Source organism: Streptomyces sp. NBC_00885 (genome assembly GCF_045207475.1).
Taxonomy (GTDB): Bacteria; Actinomycetota; Actinomycetes; order Streptomycetales; family Streptomycetaceae; genus Streptomyces.
Window position 1 is genome coordinate 4,656,891 of sequence record NZ_CP108796.1, and the last position, 20,451, is coordinate 4,677,341.

Sequence of the window (20,451 nt, forward strand, 5' to 3'; positions counted from 1 at the left end):
TTGCCGGACTTGACGTGCGGCACTCCGGTGGTCCGGGCGAGCTCGGCGATCCGTTCAACCGCCGCACGTAATCGAGAAGGGAACCGTGTTGGACGTCGCGTTGAAGGGCCGGCGGATCTCCACGCCGATCTCGCTCTTCAGCGTCCCGCCCTTCGACCACGTCGTCAGGCTCACAGTGTCGTGGCCCGTACCCCCTCCCGCCTCCCCGATCGACAGGATGCGCCAGTGCGGATCGACCACTGAACCGTCCTTGGACACCCAGCGGTAGGAGATCTGAGACGGCTCCGTCACGGTGAATGTCGCCGTGAACGTGGGCGCCTGATCGCCCGGCGGCGGGCAGGCGCCCGCATACGTTGTGTTCGAGCCCGTCACCGAAACCCGTACAGCCGGCGCGGCCGACGGGTTCTTGGCCCCCTGCGACGACGCGATACCCCCGGCGGGAGTCCGGTTGGCGTTCGCGTCGGTGTCCTCGTGGCGGTTGACCAGCGCGTAGGCCAACCCGGCCACGAGCAGTGTGCACACGGCCGCGCCTGCCCACACCACGGCCGCGCGCCGCTTGCGCCGAGGGCCGGAGGGCATGGGAGGGGTGATGGCGGCGGGGGCCCAGGCGTGGTCGGTGCCTGCGACAGGTGGGGCCACCGGCGGAGCGACGGGCGCGGGCGCCGTGACGGGCGCGGGCGTCGTGACGTGGGTGGTGCTGGGCTCGGGGGACGCGGCGGGCGGTGCGACTGGTGCTGCCGTCGTCGTGGGTTCGAGCGGCGCGACGTCGATTGTCTCGGGCTCTGGGGTGGTCAAGGAGTCCGGGGTTGCGACGGTGGTCGTCGAGGCCGTTTCGTGGGGCGACGGCTGTCTCGCGAGGCCCGCAGCGATCGTCGGCGCGTCGGTGGTCTCCGACGTTGCGCTGTCGTCGACGGGCGACGTGACCGCCTCGCCGATGTTCCGCAAGGCCACGGCGACTTGCTCGGCGGAGGTCCGTTCGGCGGGCTCCTTGCGTAGGAGTCCTTCGATGACGGGAGCGAGAGGGCCGGCCCGGCGCGGAGAAGGAAGTTCCGCGTCGACGACGGCGCGCAGGGTGCTCAGCGCCGAGTTCTGCCGGAACGGGGAGGTGCCCTCGACGGCCGCGTACAGCATCACACCGAGGGACCACAGGTCCGACTCGGGGCCGGAGCCGCGGCCCAGCGCCCGCTCCGGCGGCAGGTACTCGGGGGAGCCGACGACCTCACCGGTCATGGTCAGCGCCGATGTGCCTTCGACCATCGCGATGCCGAAGTCGCTGAGCACCACCCTTCCGTCGTCGGCGAGCAGCACATTGGCCGGCTTCACGTCCCGGTGTTCGACCCCGACGGCATGGGCGGCGCGCAGCGCGGTCAGCACCTCGGCACCGATGCGGGCGGCACGCTGCGGGGTGATCGGCCCCTCGGAGCTCAGCAGATCGGCCAGTGACCGGCCACGGATCAGTTCCATCACGATCCAGGGGCGCTCGTCGTCCATCGCCACGTCATGGACCGTCACCACGTTGCGGTCGGCTATCCGCGCCGCCGCCCACGCCTCCCGCTCCAGCCGGCTGTACATCCGCGCGATGTCGTCGGCGCGCAGACCGGCCGGGGCGCGCACCTCCTTGACGGCGACTTCCCGGTGCAGTTTCTCGTCGCGAGCGCGCCACACGGTTCCCATGCCACCCTCGCCGAGACGGGACAGCAGGCGATAGCGGTCTGCGACCAGCCGTCCGTCGTCCGACTTCTCCGGCGTGGATTCCTCGTTGTACATCGGGGCGATTCTCCCTCTCCTTGTGAAGCGGCTCGGCGGCGGTGCGCGGACGTCGCTCTTCAGGATCGCTCATGCGGCCGCCGACCGGGGCTCGCCGCGAGGCGGGGCGGCTCGCTCTCACCCAGGGCAGAACCTGCGAGAGCCGTCGCCAACACCACGTACGGACTGGGGCTTTCGGTTCGACGCGGTGCGGGGGAGCCTATCCCGTACGCTTTTGTGGTACGCGCCTGAGGGCCGCCCTGGCGGCCGATGACCAGACGCTTTAGGCTCTTCGCGGCCCGGGACGAATGGTCGCGAAAGGTGGAATCAACCCCTCACGACGATGTGTTGGTGTCGTACGCGTCGGCACCCGGGCCCAATTGGCGGTCCGGGGCGGGCCAGTTACCGGATATGGGCATCGTTCGCAAGGAGTGTGGAGTGCCATCGGTCATCGTAGGGCGCACGGGTCCCTTCACGGGGCAGAGCGTGGTTCTGGGCAGCGCCCCCCTCACCTTCGGGCGCAAGAGCGACAGCGGCGTGGTGATCGTGAGCCCCAACGCCTCCCGTCTGCACGCTGAGATCGTCGTGGAGGACGCGGGCTTCGTCCTCTACGACCGCGACAGCAGGAACGGCACGTTCGTCAACGACCAGCGGATCACCCGACATGTGCTGCGTCCGAACGACTGCATACGGATCGGTGAGGAATCGTTCCTCTATGAAGCGCAGGACGTCATGGAGACGGTCATGGACCTCTCCCAACTCGACGTCCCGCGGCTCGGCGCCGTCGCGGACCCCGGCATTCTGCGGGTGACGATCACCGGCGGTGGCCCGGTGGGTCTTGCCTTCGCGCTGGCGCTGGAGGAGATGCTGCACGGGCGGGTGGCGATCACCATCCACGACGGACGATGGACCAGGAACGACTCCGGGGTCGTCTGGAAGAGTGAGGCCCAGGGCAACGTCCGCCGCCAGCAGGTCGTGACCGTCCAGAGCCGGCAGTATCTCGCGCTGTCCCGGGAGGTGCAGTCGGCACTGTTCGACGAGGGTGCCTACTCGGAGATGTGGCCCGTCGGACCGGACTCCGTCGACGGCCGCCCTCCCCGTAACATCCGGATCGCCTACATCGAGGACCGGCTCCTGGAGCTGGCGAACAAGAGGGCGGCGATCCGGCTCGTACCGAAGCGATTCGACCCGGAGGAGCAGCACAACCGCCTCTCCCAGGAGCACATCCTGGTGATCTGCGAGGGCGGGCGCTCCCGCACCCGCGAACACTTCGCCGACCGTTTCGGCGGGGCCGACGCGTCGATCTACTCCCTCGACGGAGAGCACCTGCAGGATGTCGTGCTGGGGCTTCGGGTCAAGTCGAAGCTGTCGGACCCGATGAGTGTGCTGCTGACCGTGTCGCAGAACCGGTTCCTGCTCAACTCGCTGAGGGGCGAGGGCTTCTTGAACATGCGCCTCACACGCGAGGAGGCCAAGAACGTCATCGGCATCGATCCGGTTCGCCAGGTCTTCGAGGAGTGCATCGCCGCACGTCCCTGTCTGATGAGCCGTGAAGAGGACAACGAGTTCCGCTGTCCCACGCACGGGACGCTCTTCCTGCCCGCCCTGCTGCGCAGCTCGCCCCTGTGGAAGGAGATCCGGCAGGGCCTGAACCTGTTCGGTGTGGCCGAGGACGATCTGTCCGCGATCACGTCGTTCCGGCTGGACATGGTGCAGCGTCCGAGGTTCACGGCTCAGCTCAGCCGCCCGACCGCCACGAGCCCGGGCACATACGGCCTCCTTCTGGGCGACGCGGCCAACGCCATCCACTTCTGGCCCGGTCGGGGCCTCAACAGCGGTCTCGCCTCCGCCACTTCCCTCGCCCGCACCCTCAGTCGCTCGTGGCGGGGAAAGCCACTGCGCGACGCCGACTTCATCCGGCACGAAGCGGCCATGTCCATGCTGCAGTACCGGCACAAGAGCCGGGCCTGGAACGCCATGGTGACCACCGACGAACAGGGCGTCACCCGCGCCATCAAGGACATCATCGCCCGCAGCGCGGAATCGGCGCACGGGTCCGGCCCGGCCTCGCAGCGGCCCGACCTCGACGAACTGCTGGAGCGTATGGTCGCGATCCGCGAGCGTCTCGGGTCCCGGGTGCCCGGAATGCCCACGGACGAGGAACTGCGCTCCCACCTTGCCACGATCGCGCCCGCCACCCTCCGGGTCCTGCAGGAGAGCGGCGCCTGGGACACCTTGATCGTCGGTGGGGAGGAGGCCGACATCGACCTCTTCTACCAGTCGGACTCGCCGGTCTACATTTCGCGTCCGGCCGACCCCCGAAGCGCCGCGCCGGCCGGCGTCCCGCGGGAATCCATGTCCTGAACCCGCACGACGCGGGGCCACCGATCGGGTGAGGGCCAGACGGTCGGAGGTCGGCGCAGAACGGCCCAGGCTCCCCGGCAGAGGAGTTGCGACGTCGGACGTCTCAACTCCTCTGCCGGGGAGCCCCGGATCTTCAGCAGTCCTCTAGAGCGGGCGCACCTCGTAGTGCAGCGTCTTGTCCCTCATCACCTTGTGCGCGATCGGGACCAGCGCGCCGTGCATGAACGGGTGCTCGTGCAGCAGCATCTTCGACGCATGCTGGCTCTCCTCGCTGCCCGGGTCGAGCAGCCGCACCCTGGCCTTGATCGCCGGCCCGGTCGGCTTGCCGCGCGCCGTGCAGGGCGCGAGCTCGATCTCCGGGTTGTTCCGCATCCGCTTGGCCTTGCCGGACGTGGCATAGGTGCGGACGTATGCGTGGTCGCCGTCGACGACGATGCTGACGGGGGTACCGACGGGGGTGCCGTCCTGTTTGTAGCTGGTGAGCAGAACAGCCCACTGTTTTTCGAAGGGGATGAGCCCCGGGCTCGTACTCATACCTCCATGAATGCACGTTCTGCGCGCCGCGTCACGTTCGGGGGGTCTTTCCCCACCCCGCCCCTTCCCGTAACCGGGGGCAGCGCCCCCGGTTACGGGAAGGGGCGGGGTGGGGAACAAGCCCGCCGCAGGCGCTAGCGACGCAGCAGCGCGCAGATGAAGTCCTCCTGGACCGACCGGAGTTCCGCCAGCAGCTCCGGCTTGTTGTCCTTGTTCACCTGCGTCGTGATCGAGAACGTCAGCGACCGCTCCCCGTCCGGCGTCGCCGCCATCAGCTGGGTGTAGCCGGGGAAGTTGCCCGTGTGGCCGTACACGACCCCGCACCGTGTCGTGTAGCGGAAGATCGCCAGGCCGGTGGCGTTGACGCCCGGGCCCGCCGGTTCGGAGGCGCCGGCGCGCCACTGCAGCTGCTGGTGGCGCGTCGGCTTCGAGATGAGGTCGCCGCCCGCGTAGGCGCGGATGAACCTGGTCAGGTCCCTGGGTGTGGAGACGATGCCGCCGGACGCCCAGACGCCGGACGCGCCGAGTGCGGTGCTGACGTCCTCCGTGGGGTCCGGCGGGTCGACGGCGTAGCCGTGCAGATAGGGCTTGGGGAGACGGAAGCCCTGCGGGAGGCTGGTGTTCCGCAGGTCGAGCGGGCGGTAGACGAGCCGCTTCAGCAGCTCCTCGTACGTCCGGCGCGACACCGCCTCGGCCATGAGGGCTACGGCGATGTTGTCCGAGTTCGAGTACTGGTACTGCGAGCCGGGAGGGAAGGCCAGCGGTTCGTCGGCGACGAAGTCGAGCAGGCGGCGGGAGTCGAAGACGTGGTGCGGGTCGGCCATCAGGATCGCGAGGAGTTCCGGGGACAAGATGTAGTCCGGCAGGCCACTGGTGTGGTTGAGCAGCTGCCGGAGCGTCACCGCGTGCCAGGCCTCGGGGAGCGCGGGCAGGCGCTCGCCGATCGTGTCGTCGAGGCCGAGCAGTCCGCGGTCGACCAATTGCAGGGCGACGGCTCCGCTGAAGGCCTTGGCCGTGCTGGCGATGCGCATGTGGTCGGTCGGCTGCGGCTGCCGGTGGGTGCCGAGCTCGGAGACGCCGGCCCGGTAGACCTTCTTCTTGTCCCCGCGCTGCAGTACGGCGATGATTCCGGGCGGGCCGCCGGGTGCCCGGAGCAGTTCTTCGAGGCGTTCCTGCAGTGCGTTGTCGTGGCCGGTGCTTGCCGGCTCCCCGGCCACCGCGGGGGCGGACACCGGCCCGGCGAGGCAGCCGACGGCCAGCAGGACGGCGGCGGGGAGCCGCCAGGTACGGAAGCGGAAACGGGACACGGGCATCGCTCCTGACGGTGGTGACGGTGGCGGGTGCACAGAAACCAGCATCAGGAGAGGGAGACGAGCCCGCCCGCTGCGGTGGTCCATCCGGCAGACAGCGCCCTCAGGAACGAAGGCAGGCGGGCCCGGGAACGGGACGGGCCCGGCAGCATCACGCCGCCGGGCCCGGCCCGTACACATCCGTAGTGCTACAGCCAGCGCTACAGCTTCTCGATCACGTAGTCGATGCACGCCGTCAGCGCCTCGACGTCCGCCGGGTCGATCGCCGGGAACATCGCCACCCGCAGCTGGTTGCGGCCCAGCTTGCGGTACGGCTCGGTGTCGACGATGCCGTTCGCGCGCAGCGCCTTCGCGACGGCCGCCGCGTCGATGTCGTCCGTGAAGTCGATCGTTCCGATGACCTGCGAACGCTTCGCCGGGTCGACCACGAAGGGGGTCGCGTACTTGGACGCCTCGGCCCACCCGTACAGTGTCCGCGAGCTTGTCGCCGTGCGGCCGACCGACCAGTTGAGGCCGCCCTGGCCGTTCAGCCACTTCAGCTGCTCGTTGAGCAGGAAGAGCGTCGCCAGCGCGGGCGTGTTGTACGTCTGGTTCTTCAGGGAGTTGTCGATCGCCGTCGGCAGGCTGAAGAACTCCGGCACATGGCGGCCCGAGCCGTGGATACGCGCGGCACGCTCCAGCGCGGCCGGGGAGAAGACGCCGATCCACAGGCCGCCGTCGGAGGCGAAGGACTTCTGCGGGGCGAAGTAGTAGACGTCCGTCTCGGCGATGTCGACGGGCAGGCCGCCCGCGCCGGACGTGGCGTCGACCAGGACGAGCGCGCCCTCGTCGGCGCCCGGCACGAGCTTGATGGGGGCCGCGACGCCGGTCGAGGTCTCGTTGTGGGTGAAGGCGTACACGTCGATGCCCGCCTCCGCCTCCGGGTCCGGGTGCGTGCCCGGGTCGGAGGTGATGACGGTCGGCTCGGCCAGCCACGGCGCGAGCTTCGCGGCCTTGGCGAACTTGGAGGAGAACTCGCCGAAGGACAGGTGCTGGGACTTGTTCTCGATCAGGCCGTGCGTCGCGATGTCCCAGAAGGCGGTGGAACCGCCGTTGCCCAGGATGACCTCGTAGCCCTCGGGGAGCTGGAAGAGGTCGCGTACGCCGTCGCGCACCGCGCCGACCAGGTTCTTCACCGGGGCCTGGCGGTGGGACGTGCCGAGGAGAGAGGTGCCGGTGGCGGCCAGGGCGTCCAGCGCCTCCGTACGCACCTTGGAGGGGCCCGCGCCGAAACGGCCGTCGGCGGGCTTGATGTCAGCGGGAATCTGGATCTCAGCCACGTATCGGAGCGTATACCGGTCCCGTGCCGTGGTGGACACGCGGTCCGGCGGCTGAGACGGGCTTCCGGCCGCCTGACCTGCGCGTCGCGGGTCGCGCTTCAGTCCTTGTCCTGGAGGGCGTGCTCGTGCTCCTGCACGGACAGCTCGTGCAGATGCTCGACCAGCGCGAGCAGGACGAACTTGCTGGAGGAGTGGTCGCGGGCGTCGAACTCCACGAGCGGCACCTCCGTCCCCAGCGCCAGTGCCTCGCGGATCTGCTCCTCGCTGTGCAGGGGCCCGCCGAAGTCGTTGACGGCGACGATGAAGGGCGTGCCGTTCTGCTCCAGGCGGTCCAGCGCGTACCAGGCGTCGGGCAGCGCGCGGGTGTCGACGAGGACGACCGCGCCGAGCGTTCCCTCGAAGAGGCGATCCCACAGAAACCCGAAGCGTTCCTGGCCGGGCGCGCCGAAGAGATACAGGATGCTGCGGTCGTCGATCGTGATGCGGCCGAAGTCGAAGGCGACGGTCGTGGAGCCCTTGGCACGGACGCGGCGGGGGTCGTCGGGGGCGGGGGCGGTGCGGCGGGTGGCGTCGGGGGCGGGGCTCCCGGGGTGGGTGCCGGTGCCGCCGGGGTCGGTGCCGGCGAGGCCCATGACCTCCTCCGTGTGCAGCGGGCGGATCTCGCTGACGGAGCGGACCATCGTCGTCTTGCCGACTCCGTAACCGCCCACGACGACGATCTTCAGGGCGTTGACGGTCGTCCCGGCGCGCGCGGGGTGGAGCTGCGCCGGGGGGACCTCCCGCGTGGCGGGGGTCATCGGTTCCGCGGGGTGCCGGTCATCGAGTGTTGCCTTCCGGGGTGGCGAGGGCGTAACTGGAGCCGCTTGTTCCCTGATCAAGTGGTGGTCACTATAGGAGAGTTGGCGACCGCATTGGGCAGTTCGGGGCGGGCTTTGCGCACCGGTGACGGTACGCGGCGCCCGCAACCGGCAGGTTTCGTTCCGGTGTGATGTGAGCGACAGGGGCATCCTGAGACACATGGCTGAGCAGCGAGGGGCAGCGCGGAGCCGGCGCGAGACGGGCGAACTGGCGCGAGCGCTCACGCGGGCGGTGCGCGGCGAGGTGGACTTCAGCGCGGCGGCCCGGGCCCTGATGACGATGGACGCCTCCAACTACCGGCGGGTGCCGGTCGGCGTCGTCGCGCCGCGCGACGCGGCGGACGTGGCGGCAGCCCTGGAGGTGTGCCGTACGCACGGGGTGCCGGTGGTGCCGCGCGGCGCCGGTACGTCCATCGCAGGTCAGGCCACCGGCATCGGCGTCGTCCTCGACTTCACCCGCCACATGAACGCCGTCGTCGCAGTCGACGCCGAGGCGCGCACGGCGGTGGTGCAGCCCGGCGTCGTACTGGACACGCTGCGCGATGCCGTACGGCCCGACGGGCTCACCTTCGGGCCCGATCCCTCCACGCACAGCCGCTGCACGCTCGGCGGGATGATCGGCAACAACTCCTGCGGCGCGCACTCGGTGGCGTGGGGCACCACCGCCGACAACGTCCGCGCGCTGTCGGTCGTGACGTACGGCGGAGCCGAGCTGCATCTCGGCCAGGGCTGGGACGGCCCTCCCGGTAGTCACGGTGCTCCGACGGGGTTGCGCGAGCTGGTCGACCGGAATCTCGCCCTCCTGCGGACCGGGTACCCCGACGGGCTGCCGCGCCGGATCTCCGGATACGCGCTGGATGCGCTGCTGCCGGAGAAGGGCGTTGACCTGGCGCGGTCGTTCTGCGGCAGCGAGGGCACGCTGGGGGTGCTGACGGAAGCATCCGTACGGCTCGTCGACGCGCCACGCGCGCGTGCGCTCGCCGTGCTCGGCTACCCGGACGAGAGCGCGGCGGCGGACGCGGCGGCCGGACTGCTGGCGCACCGGCCGCTGACCGTCGAGGGGATGGCCGAGGATCTGGTGCGCGGTGAGCGGGGACTGCCGCGCGGCGGGGCCTGGCTGTTCGTGGAGACGGGCGGCGGCACGGCGGCAGAGGCACGGGCCCGCGCCGAGGACATCGTGCGGGCGGCCGACCCGCTGGACGGCACGGTCGTGGACGACCCGGCCGGAATGCGGGCGCTGTGGCGGGTCCGTGAGGACGCGGCGGGCACGGCGACCCGCGGCGCCGATGGGGCCGAGGCCTGGCCGGGCTGGGAGGACTGCGCGGTGCCGCCCGCGCGGCTCGGCGCGTATCTGCGGGAATTCCGCGCCCTGCTCACGGCGTACGGCCTGCGCGGCACGCCGTACGGGCACTTCGGCGACGGCTGCATCCATGTCCGTATCGACTTCGACCTGATCAGCGACGGCGGTGTGCGGGCCTTCCGGCGCTTCTCGCAGGAGGTGGCGGACCTGGTCGTCGCGCACGGCGGCTCGCTGTCGGGCGAACACGGCGACGGGCAGGCGCGTGCGGAACTGCTGCCGAAGATGTACGGCGACGAACTGGTCGCCCTCTTCGGCCGGGTCAAGGACGTCTGGGACCCGGCGGGCGGCATGAACCCGGGCATGCTCGCCCGGCCTTCGCGGCTGGACGCGAACCTCCGCTTCTCCGTCCTGCCGCGCGAACGCGTCGATGTGGCCTTCGGCTATCCGCACGACGGCGGAGACGGCGGGGACTTCTCGGCAGCGGTACGGCGGTGCGTCGGCGTCGCCAAGTGCCGGGTGGCGGGACCGAGTTCGGGGCCGGACGTGATGTGCCCCTCCTTCCGCGCGACGGGCGAGGAGCAGCACTCCACGCGGGGTCGGGCCCGGCTGCTGCACGAGATGCTCGCGGGCGAGGTGGTCCACGGCGGTTGGCGCTCCCACGAGGTGCGGGACGCGCTCGATCTGTGCCTGTCCTGCAAGGGGTGCCGCAGCGACTGTCCGGTGGGCGTCGACATGGCCACGTACAAGGCGGAATTCCTGCACCACCACTACGCGCACCGGGTGAGGCCCGCCTCGCACTACGCGATGGGCCGGCTGCCGCAATGGCTGCGGGCGGCCGCGCCGTACGCACGGCTGGTCAACGCGGCGGCGCGGGTGCGCCCGCTGGCGGCGCTCGCCAAGCGCCTCGGTGGCATCGCCCCCGAACGAGCCCTTCCGCTGCTGGCGCCGCAGACCTTCCGCAGCTGGCTGCGGGACCACCTGGCCACCCGTACGGAGGTCCTCACCCGCAGCCGCACGGCGGTGCTGTGGCCCGACACCTTCACCGACCACCTCTCACCGTCCGTTGGGCGGGCGGCGGTGAAGGTCATGGAGTCGGCGGGCATCGGCATCGCCCTGCCGCCGGGCCCGGTCTGCTGCGGCCTGACGTACGTCTCGACGGGCCAGCTCGACCGGGCCCGCACGGTCATGCGCCGGACCCTGGACACGGTGGAGCCCCTGCTGGACCTGGGCGTCCCGGTGGTGGTCCTGGAGCCGAGCTGCGCGGCGGCCCTCAAGACGGACCTGCCGGAACTCCTGACCGACGACCCGCGGGCGGCCCGCCTCGCGGCCTCGGTCCGCACCTTCGCCCAGGCCCTGGAGGAATGCGCCCCTGACTGGGAGCCGCCCCGCCTGAACCGCCCGGTCGCGGGCCAGACCCACTGTCACCAGCACGCGGTCCTGGGCGACGAGGCGGAACGCCGCCTGCGCGAACGGGCCGGCCTGGAGGGCGAGTTGAGCGGCGGCTGCTGCGGCCTCGCGGGCAACTTCGGCTTCGAGAAGGGCCACTACGAGGTATCGGTCGCCTGCGCCGAGGACCAACTGCTCCCGGCGGTGCGGGCGGCAGGCCAGTCAACGGAAATCCTGGCGGACGGCTTCTCGTGCCGTACGCAACTGGAACAACTGGAGGGGCGCAGGGGGAGGCACCTGGCGGAGGTGCTTGCGGAGGGGTTGGGGCGGGGCCTGGGCGAGGGCCCTGGGATCACCCGATCGTGAGCTCCTCGATCAGCGGCGGATCCTGGGTGAAGTCGCTGTAGCGCACCCAGCTCGGCCGCACCCGCACATGCGTGATGCCCGGCCACGACAGCCGGTCCAGGCCGTCCGGATACGCGGTGAAGTAGCACGCCTGAATGCGCTCCAGCTCGGCGCCGGTGGGGAAGTCGGCGACGCCCTCGATCTGCGCGGTGATCGCGTCGTCCCAGCCGATCACGAGCGCGATGCGGGGGTCGGCGCGCAGGTTGAGCCACTTGCGCGTCGTCTCGACGGTGTCGAAGACGATCTCGAGGTCGTCACTGACCGCGTATCCGACGACGGCGGCCTGGGGCGCGCCGTCCGGGGCCACTGTCGACTGGACGGCGAGCTTGTAGCGGCGAAGAAACCAGATCAGCTCGTCGCGGTTCATGAGCCCTCCCTACCACGGGCGCGGCGGCGCGGCGCGTTGTGCGGGGGAGCGGGGTGGCCGGGCAGGCCCGGGGGACCGGGCCGACATCGGGCGCCGTGGCGGCCGGCGGCTGCCCCCTCCGATCCGTGCCCGGTAGGGCAAGGCGAGCGCGAAGGAAGATCATTACTCTGCATGAGTGCTCTCATACGACGAGTTGACTTCACCGGAGCGTGAGCTGTGGGATCTCTTCCCCGAGGGACGTCGCGTGGACCTGCGCACAGGTGTGCCCGAGGATGACCGTGTCGCCGAGGGTGGGCAGTGGGGACCCGGGCGAATGGTTCGGGCCGCCGTGATCGTGGCGCTCCTCCAGGGCGCGAACACCGCGCAGACGGGTGCCGTCGCGTGCCTGAGGCTCGCCGGGGCGCGGATATCCGGACACCTCAACCTGGCCGGCGCGCAGATCGCTCACGCCCTCTGGCTCGAAGACTGCTGGTTCGAGGAGGGCGTGGACCTGTTCGGGGCGTCGACCCAGTCGATTGCGATCGTGGGCAGCCGAGTGCCGGGCGTGGAAGCCGGCACGATCCGTATCGAGGGGCGCCTCGACCTGCGGCGCTCTCGCCTGGAAAGCGGCTCTGCCTCGCCCTTCCACCGCAAGGTCACCGCCTTGTCGCTCATCAACGCCCACGTGAGCGGCGCCGTGAATCTCAGCGGCGCCGAGATCACCGCACCTGAGCAATGGGCAGTGTCCGCCGGCGGACTGGTCGCGGAGGGCGGCGTTTACTGCGTGGACGGATTCGTCGCGCACGGTGAGGTCCGTCTCATGGGGGCACAGCTGCCAGGCGGACTGCACATGCGGGGCGCACTACTGGAACGCCCCGGCCAACGCGGGGTGACGCTCGCCCTGGACAACGCGGTGGCCTCGACGCTCGACTTCTCCGACGGGTTCATCTCGAACGGGACCGTACGGCTGCGGGGTGCCCGGATCTCGGACAACCTGACCTTTGAAGGAGCGGTCCTGAACGGGCCGCCCGACGGTCACGGCCCGTCATTGGCCGCCCTGCTGATGCAGGCAGTCGACTTCGACTTCACTCTCGCCCGGCAACCGTCCGGCACCGTGGACCTGCGAGGGGCGCAGGTGTCCTACCTCCACGACAGCGACCGCAGCTGGCCGGACGTGGTGGAGATGGACGGCTTCGTCTACGGCTCCATCAAGGTGGACGAGGCAGGCGAGCGGCGGGAGGCAGTGGGGCGGCGGGACTCTGTCGCCCACCGTGTGGCGTGGATTCGACGCAGCCCGGGCTACAGCCCCCAGCCGTATGAACAGTTGGCAAGCTGGTACCGGAAGGCCGGCCACGACGACGACGCCCGCCGCGTACTCCTGGCCAAACAGCGCCATCGGCGTCAAACGCTGTCCCCGGCCGCGCGCGTGTGGGGGCACCTGCTCGACGTGACTGTCGGCTATGGCTACCGCCCCTGGCTGGCCGGTGTCTGGCTCCTCGCGCTGACCTTGCTGGGCACACTGTCCTTCGGCACTCACTCCCCCAACCCGGTCAAACAAGGCGAAGTCGCCCCGTTCCAGGCCCTTGTCTACACACTTGACCTGTTGATCCCCATCGGCGGTTTGGGTCAGCGCACGGCCTGGTACTGGTCGAACGACAGCCTCCAGTGGCTGGCCTACCTCCTGATCGCCTTCGGCTGGGTGCTGACGACCGCCGTCATCGCGGGTGTCACCCGCGCCCTGCAGAAAAGCTAGCGGGCGACAGCTGAGGTCAGGGCGTGGGTGGACGCTAGGAGTTGATCAGGCTCAGCAACCGCTGCGTGGCCTCGAAACCGGTACCGGCCGTCTGCAGGAACCGCTGGATCCGTCCCACCGCCTGATCGCGAGCCTGCTCGTCGCCCTCGGCCAGCGCCGCGTCGAGGACATCCGCATGGCTCGCGGCGACATCGGCCTGTTCCTGCGGAGCGCCTTCGGCTTCTCTCCTCAGTTGCTGTGCCAACTCCTGGTAGCTGACACGGCCTTGCTCGTTGTGGGACTGATAGGTGGTGGAGGTCGCACCGGGGCTGTTGAAATTCCCCGAGACGTGGTTGTCGCCGGAGCCCGACGTCTGATGGATGGTGACACCGGAAGGCGCGTGCCTGCGGCCGTAGTTCGCCACGTTCTCTCTGACTCCCACTGCGGTGGCCCGGTAGCGGCTGGGGCTGAACGGATGGTGGTCGGTCACCTGCTGATGGGCGAGCCCCAGGTCCTCCAGCCTGCCCATGATGTGATGCACGTCCGCGGGATTCCAGGCCATCTGCCGGAAGTAGCCCGACATGTCGACGAACACGTCAGGAACACTCCCGCTCGAGCTGCACAGGTGGTCCAGGGCGCCCAGCGCGAGCCTGTCCGTTTCCCCCTCCGGCGTCGACCGGGCCGGCAGGGCATTCCTGAACTCGATCTCCCTGTGGGCCCGGCCTCGCGTTGCCGTTCCGCGGCGGACGATGACGACGATCACCGGCAAGAACAAGATCACGGCTAAGGGCAGAAGGGTGACAAGGCTGACGAAGTTCACGCGGTGGTCCTCCTGTGCCGGGCGCAGCACGGAGCGTAGAGCCGGGTCGCCTGCGTGAACAAGGGCCCGGGGGAGCTGGTGCTGTGACCGCACAGGTTCGCCGGGTTGGTGGTCGTGGCGGGTGCCGCGAACACTCTGGCCGCGCTGAAGTCGATCCGCGTCGCAAGACCCCGAACGGCGCCGGCGGCCTGATCGCCAACCTGGGGACCTTCCCGGCGAGCGCATCCGAGAGCTATGACCGGGGCGTGCCGTGCCAGCGCCATGTGGTGAGGCGAGGGTGCCCGGGCAGTTCGGTGCGTCCGGTGGCCCACAGGAGGGTGGGCCAGGGAGCCGTGGTCGATGGGGCATCCGGAAACAGCCGGGCGAGCACGCGCGAGCACAGATCGGCGGGCGGGGTCCAGGCGAGCCCGAGCCCCTCGGCCAGATCATGGGTGTGCACCAAGGTCTCCACGATGCCCATCGCGGCGAAGCCCACGGGGTCCGAAACCCCGAAGACGTGGTACGCGCGGACCCGCGACGGCGTCGTTCGCACCATGGCGACCAGCAGCGCACCGCTCGCCTCCAACACCTGCAACAGCCCGGCAGATCCCGCCGCGCGGTCTGCGCGAACAGCGTTCGCAGGGCCGCCGGGCCTTCGGCTTTCCCACACGAAGGGCACGTCGCCCTCCAAAGGTGGTGCCTTGGGACCGAGTTGGGCGGCATAGGCGAAGAGGTCGTCGCTCAGGTGCTCGACGGTCTCCCAGCAGTCCCACTCCAGAGAGCCGGCCTTGCGGTCCCAGGCCGCCGAAGGTGCCTCCCGCAGAGTGGCGACGGCGAGTTGGACAGCTTGCTCAAGGTCGTCCGCGGTGACAGGCAACGGTCCGGCGGTTGATGGCGGCATGGCAGGAACCGTAGCGCGAATGCTGGGAGCGACTTCCTTCAGGAACCGGCTGGGAACCCGGCGAACCTTTCCGGTCACAGCATTGGCCCTCGTCTAGCGAATGGGGCAGTTGAGATCGGGCGATGAGCGATGGGGCGAGCACGTCACCAAGGCCACTGACAGGAACGACGGCCGTTCGAGGTAGAAGCCGATCGACACGTCGCCGCCCCAACCAACTCGATCAGCCGCTGAGTCGATCAATGTGGTCATGCGCGTGGCGTCACGATCCGATGCGGAAGCGAAGCGAGGTGCGTACTCGGTCGGCCGCTCACCGAGCCATTCCGCTGCGCTCTTCGCCTCCTCCCACGTGCCCTGGACGACCTTCCCGGGCTTCATGAGCCAGTGCGCTGTCTCAAGGGGTGGCAGATCGGAGACGGGGAAGTCGGCGACGACCTCGCGGTACCGCTGGATCAGTTCCGGCTTGCTGCCGGGCGGGGGCGGATCGGGGTGCGTAGGGCGGCGCAGGGCTTCCTGGTCGAACTGTTGCTTCGGGCCGGTCCAGAGGTAGCCGTGGACGTGCAACTGTCACCTCGTTCGGTGCGGTTGGAGGCCCGGCCCCCGGGGGAAGGGGGGCCGGGGCGGCTCGCTAGGCCGAGAGTCCGAACCGCTCCGGGTCGATCCCGGCGGCGTCCAGCTCGGCCGTGGTGAACCGGAGCGGCTGAAGGCCCGGTTGCTTGCTGTCACCCAGGGCCCAGGCGTCCTCGCCGATGCGGGCGAGGGTCACGCAGGACTCGCCGTCGGGGTGGGTGTTTCCGCCGCAGGCCTTGGCGAAGGCGGCGCGGTCGATGGGGAGTGCGTACAGGTCGGTTCCGGTCTGCATGGGTATGCCTTCCTGATCGTCCGACGGTCACAGGGCGTGGCCGTCCCCCGCCCTTGGTCGGGCGGAAGTCATGGGGGTGTGAGGGGCGGCCGCCTCAGGTGGAGTGGGGGAGCTTGGACACGACCGTGACGCCGTGGCCCCGGGCGATGACCTGGGCGTGGTGCAGCGCCTGCAGGTTCGACGGCGGGTCGCCGATGGCGTTGGTCAGCCGCTCGTTCAGCAATTCGGCTTCCGAGGGGAGCAGCACGATTTCCGTGTCCGCCGCATGCCGACCGTTCTTCGTCAGCCAGATGGGAATGCGGATGTTCCCGTCTTCGTCCTTGTAGGCGGGACGACTTGGAATGGGGTCCATTCGCCAGCCCTTGGCGACGGGCTGCTCACCTGGATTCATGTGCGTGGTCGGCATGAATCCATTGTTGTGCCGATTCCAGTCGCCTGGTGGCCTCAGTTGCGTTGTTGCATAAAGCCATCGGCGGCATTCCTGAGGAACTCCGTCGCTGCCGAGCCCGTCAGAGCATGGGTGAGGAACAGGTTGAACAGGTCAAGGTGTTGAGACACGTCGCGCGGGTCACGCAGCACCACCTCACCGGAGAACAGTTCGACCGTCACCAGACGATCGTCGTAGATCACAAAGATGTTCAGCGGGATGGCCGGGACCTCGGCGGCTTGCGGAATGATCGCGATCTCTACGTTCGGTTTCATGGAAACGTCGGCCATGTGAGCGCACTGCGCGGCCATTGTCTGCGAGTTCGCCAGTCGCCACCTGACGGCCTGCTCGGTCAGCAGGAACGTGAAAGTGCGAGAGGTGTCGTCCAGGACGGCCTGGCGCTCTATGCGCGCCTCGACAGCCCGACTGACGTTCCTGGACGGTGCGCTGGCAACCGCAGGAGTCAGAGTCTGTTCCGCATACTCGCGGATGTGCAACAGGCCAGTTGGGGCGGCAGGGAGGAAATGGCGCATCACCCTGGATGATCGCTCCAGGGCTCTCAGTTCAGCCTGTTTGTGAGACAGGCCGACGCGCGCGTAGGCGCGCCAGGATGCGTAGTCGACGTTCGCCCTGCGGGCCAGTACCAGTAGATCGTGAGTTATCTCTTCCGGCACCTCAAGAGCAGCAAGAATTCGCTCGACGTCGATCACGCTCGGCAGGGAACGGCCGGTCTCGATGCGGCTGATCTTCGTCTGGCTCATGTTGCATCGAATGGCCAGGCGCTCACCACTCAGCCCGGAGGCCAGGCGGAGACCCTTCAGGGCCCCCGCCAAGTCCCTTCGTTCTCTAGCTTGATGCTCAGGTTCGATAGTCACTGAACGGAATGGAACTCTCTAGGGCTTGGTCGCGCCATGCGAGGTACTGGCTGATGTCAGGGGAATGGATGAGTTCCCGGTTGATCTGCGTCCCGTCGGGTCGGTAGTTCAGGTGCACCACGGTCGTCTCGTCGAACATCCAGAAATCCTGGTTCGGCACGCCGACTTCCCGTTCCGTCACGTCAACGATGCGGTAGTCCTCTCCGGCCTCGACGTTTCCCGGGATCGCCCACTCGAACAGGTACCGGCTGTAGTCCGTCAATGGCCTATGGACCAGCTTGGCCCGGGTCATGGTACGGCCAGCTGCCTTGTGGCCCCGGATCGTCTGGTGCCATGTCCCGTTGAAGTCCTCAGGCTTGGGTTCACCGGCGAGGAAGCTGCTGAGCGTCTCGGCCTCGGCCGGCATGGTGTACACCTGGTGCACTTCAAGCCGGAATGCCGAGTGCTTGAAGTTCCGGAAGTACGCCTTCCACTCGTCGCCTTCCAGCAGGACAGGGCTAGAGCCATCCACGGGCACGTGCGGCCTCCTTCAGGAGTTCCTCGGGGAGCAGGACGACGGACTCACCGTCGGGTGTCGGACGAGCCACGTTGTAGCCCTGTACTGCGAGCATGCTCGGCTGGTCGGTGGCGAACACGGTGGGGCAGTCGCCGTTACCGCACTTGTCGTCGTCCCCCGTACTGCATGGCCCCCCGGCGATCATGGTTAATTCCATGTGGTCCTCTCTCTCCAGCGGTCGACAGCAAGCTACGGAGAGTGATCACCCCTGGCAAGGGCGGCCAGCCCTTCAGTCACGTTCTCGCATAGATACCTGGTCGCCGACCACCAGTCGGCCTGCCGCGGCCACCTCCCGCGCCGGCGCCCCCAGTTGCCCGATCCCCCGGTGCCCCGCCCCGCCCCTGCGAGGTGGCGGTCCTCCTGTTTCCTGGACTAGTGTGATTCTCGAACTAGTCGAGACTTCGAGAGGGGGGCCGGTCTTCATGGCCGAACCTCACCCGGCGTGGGTACGCGCATGCCTGCAGCTCTGCCTGCTGGGCGTCCTGGAAGCCGAAGGGCCCAGCTACGGCTACGCGTTGCTGACCCGCCTGTCGTCGGCCGGCCTCGGCACAGTGAAGCCCGCAACCCTCTACCCCGCGCTGGCCCGTCTGGCGGAGGAAGGCGCCGTCGAGGTGCAGTGGGCGGCGGGAGAGGCCGGGCCGGGGCGCAAGTACTACCTCATCACCGAAGAGGGCCGAGGGCGCCTCGAGGACCAGCGCACGGCCTGGAAGGACTTCAGCACCACAGTGACGGCGCTCACGGGAGGGAAAGGACTATGACGGCGAACACCAGCATCCAGTGGACGCGGGAGGAGGACGAGAGGTGGGCTGCCGCCTTCGAACTCGAACTCGTTCTGAAGCACAACCCCCAGAAGGGGCTGGCGGACCAGGCCCTCGCCGAGGTCCACGAGATGGTGACCGAGACCGGCAGGTCGGCGCGGGACCTGTTCGAAGACCCCCGGCAGTACGCAGCCTCGGTCGCGGCCGAACGGATCGACGAGGCGCACACGAGCAGGGTGGACCTGGCGGGTACGACGGCCGGTGAGCGGTTCACCGCCGGGCTCGCGGTGGCCGGGTTCACAGGAGTCCTGCTGAGCGTGATCGTCTGGGTCCGCGACGGGATATGGACCGATGTGTCGTGGGCGATGCTGACCGGCGTCGGCGCGCTTGCCGCAGCCACCGTGGTCGCCTGTGTCGCGCTCGCTCTGCGCACCGCGGGCCGCGTGGCGGCGATGAGGGCGTGTCTCGGAGCGTTCGCGGTCGCGCTGGTGGGCGGAATCGCAGCAGCTTCCCTGCTGCCCCATCACGCCCTGTTCTCGCTGCCCGCGCCGGTACTGGCGGCGGCATCGGCAGCGGTGATGGCGGGCGCGCTCTGCTTGCCCGAGGGAACAGCGGACAGGTGGTTCGCCCCGGCCCGGGGCGGTGACACCGAGGCGTGGCTCCGGCGCCTGGACGGGCTGCTGCGCGGACGTCACGGAATGTCGGCGCAGGAGGCGCGCGGGCATGTGACCGAAGCCCGCTCACACCTGGCCACGGCACCGGAACTGACGGCGCAGGAGGAATTCGGCGATGTGGAGATCTACGCATCCCGGTTGGCCGGCGGTCCGGGCCGTGAGGGGCGGGCCCAGCGGCGACGGGTCCTTGGCGTCGGGCTGCTCGCCGTGCTGATCGCCGTGGCGTGGAGCGACGAGCTGCGCAGTCCGGACGTGGTCTCGTACCGCTTCTGGGCCCCCGTGGTGCTCCTGGTGATGTGTGCGGCCGACATCGTGCAGGTGTCGAGGGACCTGCAGCGCCACAAGCGGTGAAGGCACCGCCCGAACGGCACCGCTCGAACGGGGCCGCCGCCTGGGGGCCACCTCACTGGTGCGCGGTCACCTCCCGTGCCAGCGCCCCCAGTTGCCCGATCCCTGGGTGCCCCGCCCCCGCCCGCCACGCCAGGACCACCTGCGCCGGTGGTGCGTCCGTCAGGGGGCGGTAGGCGACTCCCGGGTGCGGATGCATCGCGGCGGTGGAGGACACGGAGACTCCCGTGCCCCGGCCCGCCGCGATGGTCGTCAGCCAGTCGTCCGTGTTGCCGACCGTGAGCGTCGTCGTGGGGCGGGCCGACGGGGGCCAGAGGTCCAGGGCGGTCAGGCCCGAGACCGTGTTCAGGATGACTGGGCCCGCCGTCAGGTCCGCCAGCGTCAGGGTGGCGCGGGCGGCCAGGGGACCGTCCGAGGTGACCGCCGCGATGCGGGGTTCCGTGAAGAGCAGCTCGGTGACCAGGCCGGGGGTGTCCACCGGGCCGCGCAGGACCGCCGCGTCGACCTCGCCGCGGGTCAGGCCCGCCGTGCGGTCGTCGATGCGGAGGAGTTCGAGGGGGGTGCCCGGGTGTTCCCGTTCCCAGCGGCGCAGCAGGTGAGTGGTGTACGGGCCGAGGGCCGACCAGGCGTAGCCCAGCCGCAGGGGTCAGTGGCGCAGGCGGGCCGGGTCGAGGGCCTCGTCGAAGGCGGCGACCGCGACCGCGGCCTTGTCGCGGAAGACGTGGCCCTCGGCGGTCAGGGCGAGATGGTGGGTCGAGCGGTCCACCAGCCGGGTGCCGAGGTGTTTTTCCAGCGCCGCGAGCGTGCGGGAGACGGCCGGCTGTGTCAGATGCAGCCTGGCTGCCGCCCTGGTCACGCTGGATTCCTCGGCGATGGCGAGAAAGCAGCGGAGATGGCGCAGCTCGATGCTCATGCGTGTGGAGCATAACCGCAGCCCAGTCGGCATTTCACCCTT

The 20,451-nt window shown here is 69.7% G+C and carries 19 protein-coding genes and 1 pseudogene; 5 read left to right on the top strand and 15 right to left on the bottom strand.

What is annotated here, in order from left to right:
* Window positions 1-54: 54 nt before the first annotated feature.
* The gene (locus tag OHA61_RS21185; RefSeq protein ID WP_406304332.1) at window positions 55-1,767 is read right to left on the bottom strand and encodes a serine/threonine-protein kinase; all 1,713 of its coding nucleotides are present in this window, start codon (window positions 1,765-1,767) and stop codon (window positions 55-57) included.
* A 417-nt stretch (window positions 1,768-2,184) separates the two neighbouring features.
* On the opposite strand from OHA61_RS21185, the gene OHA61_RS21190 reads away from it, so the two are divergent.
* Window positions 2,185-4,110: an FHA domain-containing protein gene (locus tag OHA61_RS21190; protein WP_406304333.1), complete on the top strand. Its 1,926-nt coding sequence runs from the start codon at window positions 2,185-2,187 to the stop codon at window positions 4,108-4,110.
* Between the two features lie 144 nt (window positions 4,111-4,254).
* Here the strand turns inward: OHA61_RS21190 and OHA61_RS21195 are convergent, their stop codons facing one another.
* From OHA61_RS21195 to OHA61_RS21210, 4 genes are all read right to left on the bottom strand, one after another.
* A complete protein-coding gene (locus OHA61_RS21195) occupies window positions 4,255-4,644 on the bottom strand; it encodes a PPOX class F420-dependent oxidoreductase (protein ID WP_266481413.1) in 390 nt (129 codons plus the stop codon).
* Window positions 4,645-4,778: 134 nt separating this feature from the next.
* Window positions 4,779-5,957 carry a serine hydrolase domain-containing protein gene (locus OHA61_RS21200; protein ID WP_406304334.1) on the bottom strand — a complete coding sequence of 393 codons (1,179 nt, stop codon included), beginning with the start codon at window positions 5,955-5,957 and terminating at the stop codon, window positions 4,779-4,781.
* A 197-nt stretch (window positions 5,958-6,154) separates the two neighbouring features.
* Complete coding sequence (serC, locus tag OHA61_RS21205) at window positions 6,155-7,273, bottom strand: phosphoserine transaminase (RefSeq protein WP_406304335.1); 1,119 nt, start codon at window positions 7,271-7,273, stop codon at window positions 6,155-6,157.
* Between the two features lie 98 nt (window positions 7,274-7,371).
* Window positions 7,372-8,070, bottom strand: coding sequence for a GTP-binding protein (locus OHA61_RS21210; protein WP_406304336.1), 699 nt, complete (start codon window positions 8,068-8,070; stop codon window positions 7,372-7,374).
* A gap of 220 nt (window positions 8,071-8,290) precedes the next feature.
* Here OHA61_RS21210 and OHA61_RS21215 point away from each other — a divergent pair, with 220 nt between their 5' ends.
* Window positions 8,291-11,182: an FAD-binding and (Fe-S)-binding domain-containing protein gene (locus tag OHA61_RS21215; RefSeq protein ID WP_406304337.1), complete on the top strand. Its 2,892-nt coding sequence runs from the start codon at window positions 8,291-8,293 to the stop codon at window positions 11,180-11,182.
* On the opposite strand, the gene OHA61_RS21220 is transcribed toward OHA61_RS21215, so the two are convergent.
* Window positions 11,169-11,588, bottom strand: coding sequence for a pyridoxamine 5'-phosphate oxidase family protein (locus tag OHA61_RS21220; RefSeq protein ID WP_406304338.1), 420 nt, complete (start codon window positions 11,586-11,588; stop codon window positions 11,169-11,171). The genes OHA61_RS21215 and OHA61_RS21220 overlap by 14 nt on opposite strands.
* A 175-nt stretch (window positions 11,589-11,763) precedes the next feature.
* On the opposite strand from OHA61_RS21220, the gene OHA61_RS21225 reads away from it, so the two are divergent.
* On the top strand, window positions 11,764-13,320 hold the full coding sequence (locus OHA61_RS21225) for an oxidoreductase (RefSeq protein WP_406304339.1): 1,557 nt from the start codon (window positions 11,764-11,766) through the stop codon (window positions 13,318-13,320).
* A 34-nt stretch (window positions 13,321-13,354) separates the two neighbouring features.
* On the opposite strand, the gene OHA61_RS21230 is transcribed toward OHA61_RS21225, so the two are convergent.
* The 8 genes from OHA61_RS21230 to OHA61_RS21265 all read right to left on the bottom strand — a co-directional run bounded on the left by OHA61_RS21230 (window position 13,355) and on the right by OHA61_RS21265 (window position 17,861).
* The gene (locus OHA61_RS21230; RefSeq protein ID WP_406304340.1) at window positions 13,355-14,119 is read right to left on the bottom strand and encodes a hypothetical protein; all 765 of its coding nucleotides are present in this window, start codon (window positions 14,117-14,119) and stop codon (window positions 13,355-13,357) included.
* A 232-nt stretch (window positions 14,120-14,351) separates the two neighbouring features.
* The gene (locus tag OHA61_RS21235) at window positions 14,352-14,999 is read right to left on the bottom strand and encodes a hypothetical protein (protein WP_406304341.1); all 648 of its coding nucleotides are present in this window, start codon (window positions 14,997-14,999) and stop codon (window positions 14,352-14,354) included.
* Window positions 15,000-15,092: 93 nt separating this feature from the next.
* Entirely contained in the window at window positions 15,093-15,560 is a 468-nt protein-coding gene (locus tag OHA61_RS21240; protein ID WP_406304342.1) for a hypothetical protein, read from the bottom strand.
* Between the two features lie 64 nt (window positions 15,561-15,624).
* Entirely contained in the window at window positions 15,625-15,858 is a 234-nt protein-coding gene (locus OHA61_RS21245) for a DUF397 domain-containing protein (protein WP_406304343.1), read from the bottom strand.
* A 94-nt stretch (window positions 15,859-15,952) separates the two neighbouring features.
* Entirely contained in the window at window positions 15,953-16,264 is a 312-nt protein-coding gene (locus OHA61_RS21250; protein WP_406304344.1) for a hypothetical protein, read from the bottom strand.
* Window positions 16,265-16,302: 38 nt separating this feature from the next.
* Complete coding sequence (locus OHA61_RS21255; protein WP_406304345.1) at window positions 16,303-17,160, bottom strand: helix-turn-helix domain-containing protein; 858 nt, start codon at window positions 17,158-17,160, stop codon at window positions 16,303-16,305.
* Window positions 17,144-17,677, bottom strand: a complete 534-nt coding sequence (locus tag OHA61_RS21260; RefSeq protein ID WP_406304346.1) for a DUF6879 family protein — start codon at window positions 17,675-17,677, stop codon at window positions 17,144-17,146. The genes OHA61_RS21255 and OHA61_RS21260 overlap by 17 nt, the downstream gene beginning before the upstream one ends.
* The gene (locus OHA61_RS21265; protein WP_406304347.1) at window positions 17,658-17,861 is read right to left on the bottom strand and encodes a hypothetical protein; all 204 of its coding nucleotides are present in this window, start codon (window positions 17,859-17,861) and stop codon (window positions 17,658-17,660) included. The genes OHA61_RS21260 and OHA61_RS21265 overlap by 20 nt, the downstream gene beginning before the upstream one ends.
* 277 nt (window positions 17,862-18,138) lie before the next feature.
* On the opposite strand from OHA61_RS21265, the gene OHA61_RS21270 reads away from it, so the two are divergent.
* Together OHA61_RS21270 and OHA61_RS21275 are read left to right on the top strand one after the other, a co-directional pair.
* A complete protein-coding gene (locus OHA61_RS21270) occupies window positions 18,139-18,474 on the top strand; it encodes a PadR family transcriptional regulator (RefSeq protein WP_406304348.1) in 336 nt (111 codons plus the stop codon).
* Window positions 18,471-19,499, top strand: coding sequence for a hypothetical protein (locus tag OHA61_RS21275; protein WP_406304349.1), 1,029 nt, complete (start codon window positions 18,471-18,473; stop codon window positions 19,497-19,499). The genes OHA61_RS21270 and OHA61_RS21275 overlap by 4 nt, the downstream gene beginning before the upstream one ends.
* A 52-nt stretch (window positions 19,500-19,551) precedes the next feature.
* Here the strand turns inward: OHA61_RS21275 and OHA61_RS21280 are convergent.
* Window positions 19,552-20,409 (bottom strand): annotated as a pseudogene (locus tag OHA61_RS21280) (LysR family transcriptional regulator).
* Between the last annotated feature and the right edge of the window lie 42 nt (window positions 20,410-20,451).

Coding starts and splice junctions, on each gene's coding strand:
- OHA61_RS21275 (WP_406304349.1), top strand. CDS start 18,471: ATGACGGCGAACACCAGCATCCAGTGGACGCGGGAGGAGGACGAGAGG.
- OHA61_RS21215 (WP_406304337.1), top strand. CDS start 8,291: ATGGCTGAGCAGCGAGGGGCAGCGCGGAGCCGGCGCGAGACGGGCGAA.
- OHA61_RS21250 (WP_406304344.1), bottom strand. CDS start 16,264: ATGCCGACCACGCACATGAATCCAGGTGAGCAGCCCGTCGCCAAGGGC.
- OHA61_RS21220 (WP_406304338.1), bottom strand. CDS start 11,588: ATGAACCGCGACGAGCTGATCTGGTTTCTTCGCCGCTACAAGCTCGCC.
- OHA61_RS21210 (WP_406304336.1), bottom strand. CDS start 8,070: ATGACCCCCGCCACGCGGGAGGTCCCCCCGGCGCAGCTCCACCCCGCG.
- OHA61_RS21235 (WP_406304341.1), bottom strand. CDS start 14,999: ATGCCGCCATCAACCGCCGGACCGTTGCCTGTCACCGCGGACGACCTT.
- OHA61_RS21270 (WP_406304348.1), top strand. CDS start 18,139: ATGGCCGAACCTCACCCGGCGTGGGTACGCGCATGCCTGCAGCTCTGC.
- OHA61_RS21195 (WP_266481413.1), bottom strand. CDS start 4,644: ATGAGTACGAGCCCGGGGCTCATCCCCTTCGAAAAACAGTGGGCTGTT.
- OHA61_RS21185 (WP_406304332.1), bottom strand. CDS start 1,767: ATGTACAACGAGGAATCCACGCCGGAGAAGTCGGACGACGGACGGCTG.
- OHA61_RS21265 (WP_406304347.1), bottom strand. CDS start 17,861: ATGATCGCCGGGGGGCCATGCAGTACGGGGGACGACGACAAGTGCGGT.
- OHA61_RS21245 (WP_406304343.1), bottom strand. CDS start 15,858: ATGCAGACCGGAACCGACCTGTACGCACTCCCCATCGACCGCGCCGCC.
- OHA61_RS21200 (WP_406304334.1), bottom strand. CDS start 5,957: ATGCCCGTGTCCCGTTTCCGCTTCCGTACCTGGCGGCTCCCCGCCGCC.